Origin of the sequence: Staphylococcus sp. GDY8P47P, from assembly GCF_016892225.1 — a bacterium.
Lineage (GTDB): Bacteria > Bacillota > Bacilli > Staphylococcales > Staphylococcaceae > Staphylococcus > Staphylococcus borealis.
The window spans coordinates 1-2,757 of record NZ_JAFENV010000056.1; the positions used below are offsets into that span (position 1 = coordinate 1).

Genomic DNA, 2,757 nt, shown 5'->3' on the forward strand with positions numbered 1-2,757 from the left:
TACACTCAATCACGAGCAGCTAATAGAAAAATTAGCCCAAGGCAAAATTGATGCAGAAACGTTCAGAGAACAAACGCAATCATTACATCAACAATCAAAACCTATATCATCAATCAGTACGTATCAAATTCGAAAAGCTTTCCAAAACATCATTCAACAACGTTTCACACTAAACATGCTGAATCCCTATATTGATGTAATTAGTATTACTAAAAACAAAACCCTTGCGGGGATCTATTTCAAAAATGAACCTCTAAACATTGTCAATCAAACGACGCAATCATCGATTGCTTAATAGATGAAAGGATGAAAAAATATGAATGAAATGAAGAAGAAGAGAATCGGAGCATACATTCGCGTGTCCACAGAGAGACAAGTGGAAGGTTATAGTATAGATGGTCAAATTACACAAATAGAGCAGTTTTGCCAATTTAATGGTTATGACCTCGTTGATATATACGCAGATCGGGGTATTTCTGGAAAATCTATGAATCGCCCTGCACTACAGCGCATGTTACAAGACGCAAAAAATGGAAAGTTAGATTGTGTGATTGTTTATAAAATAAATCGTTTAGCACGTAATACTTCTGACTTACTGACAATCGTCGAAGAACTACATCGTCAAAATGTTGAATTTTTCAGCTTGTCTGAACGCATGGAAGTCAAAAATTCGACAGGTAAATTATTATTAAATATACTTGCAAGTTTTTCCGAATTTGAAAGAAATACAATTTTAGAGAATATTTACAACGGTCAACATCAAAGAGCTTTAGAGGGCTATTATCAAGGCAATCTTCCATTAGGATATAATAACATACCTGATAATAAAAAAGAATTAATGATTAATCAACATGAAGCTAACATCGTTAAATATATCTTTGAATCTTATGCCAAAGGTCATGGCTATCGTAAAATAGCCAATGCACTCAATCATAAAGGTTATGTCACTAAGAAAGGCAATCCATTTAGTATTTCAGCTGTTACTTATATTCTCTCAAACCCATTCTATATTGGTAAAATTCAATTCGCGAAATACAAAGATTGGAATGATAAACGTCGTAAAGGCTTGAATGATAAGCCAGTAATCGCTGAAGGTAAACACACGCCTATTATTAGTCAATCATTATGGGATAAAGTGCAAGCACGTAAGAAACAAGTAAGTGAAAAACCACAAGTCCATGGTAAAGGAACCAATATTTTAACTGGATTAATTTCGTGTCCCCAATGTTCTGCACCTATGGCTGCGAGTAACACCACAAACACACTTAAAGATGGCACTAAAAAACGTATTCGTTACTATTCGTGTAGTAATTTTCGAAATAAAGGCTCAAAGGTATGTTCTGCGAATAGTGTTAGAGCCGATGTCATTGAAAAATATGTTATGGACCAAATACTTGAAATTGTCAAAAGTGATAAAGTTCTCAAACAAGTTGTCGAACATGTCAATCAAGAGAATCAAGTCGATGTAGCTGCACTTAACCATGATATTGCTTATAAACAACAACAATTTGATGAAATTAGCACTAAACTTAAAAATCTAATTCAAACCATCGAAGACAATCCAGACTTAACATCTGCACTCAAACCAACCATTCATCAATATGAAACACAACTGAATGATATCACAAACCAAATTAATCAACTCAAGCACCAACAAAATCAAGAGAAACCATTTTATGATACTAAACAAATCGCTGCTTTATTACAACGAATATTTCAAAATATAGAATCCATGGATAAATCACAGCTCAAAGCTTTGTACCTAACGGTTATTGACCGTATTGACATTCGTAAAGATAAGAATCATAAAAAGCAATTCTTTGTTACACTAAAACTTAATAATGAAATTATTAAACAACTTTTCAATAATAATAATCTAGACGAAGTGCTTCTCAGCACTTCGTCTTTATTTTTGCCACAAACCCTATATCTTACTATTTAGCTAATAGAACTATTGTTTGACAATAATCTTTCCTATCTTCTTTCACTTATTTTATCTAACGATTTTAGAATTCTCTTTATCAATTTCAATAACACTTATCTAATGAAACAGTCATTGTCGTAATTATTTTCATAACTACACGATGCTTATATTGAAATTGCTAAAGAACATCCCACAATGATTTTTTACCGGGAAAGGAATGGGATTTGCAGATTCGAAGAAGCAGAAGGATTGTGCAAGCACAATACCAAAATCCCGTTATTCTTTATAAATAAATAATATATATAAGGAAGCAGAGACCCAATCCTATCATCAATACTTATAAATAATGAGTTGATTGTTCGTCAAAATGAGTGGGATTCCGGGATTTCCTTGTTACACCAACGTTTGTAGCGGGTTTTTATATAGAATTTTCTCTTATTCCCACCGGGATTCGTAATAAATGACAAATCAAATATATATTATCCCAATGATGTATATCAACTACATCACTATCACACTATCTAGGAGGCAATGATATGAAAACAACCACTCAAGAACTCAAACAATATATAACTCGTCTATTCCAACTATCTAACAACGAAACATGGGAATGTGAAGCGTTAGAAGAAGCAGCAGAAAATATACTTCCTACTCGCTTTGTAGACCATACCCCACTTGCGCATCTTACACTTGACACTTATACCTACTATAATAATGAGCTACATGAGCTAAGTATCTATCCATTTCTAATGTATGCTAATAATCAACTCATCAGTATTGGTTATCTAGATCATTTTGATATGGACTTTCTATACCTCACAGATACTAAAAAT

The 2,757-nt window shown here is 33.0% G+C and carries 2 protein-coding genes and 1 pseudogene; all 3 read left to right on the forward strand.

Going from position 1 to position 2,757, the window contains the following annotated elements; translation table 11 throughout:
• A pseudogene (locus JVV30_RS12985) lies at positions 1-295 on the forward strand (cassette chromosome recombinase CcrA); the annotation flags it as partial.
• A gap of 21 nt (positions 296-316) precedes the next feature.
• Complete coding sequence (ccrB, locus tag JVV30_RS12990; RefSeq protein ID WP_204194355.1) at positions 317-1,942, forward strand: cassette chromosome recombinase CcrB; 1,626 nt, start codon at positions 317-319, stop codon at positions 1,940-1,942.
• A gap of 518 nt (positions 1,943-2,460) precedes the next feature.
• A partial coding sequence (locus tag JVV30_RS12995; protein ID WP_204194356.1) for an SAUGI family uracil-DNA glycosylase inhibitor occupies positions 2,461-2,757 on the forward strand: 297 nt, incomplete at its 3' end.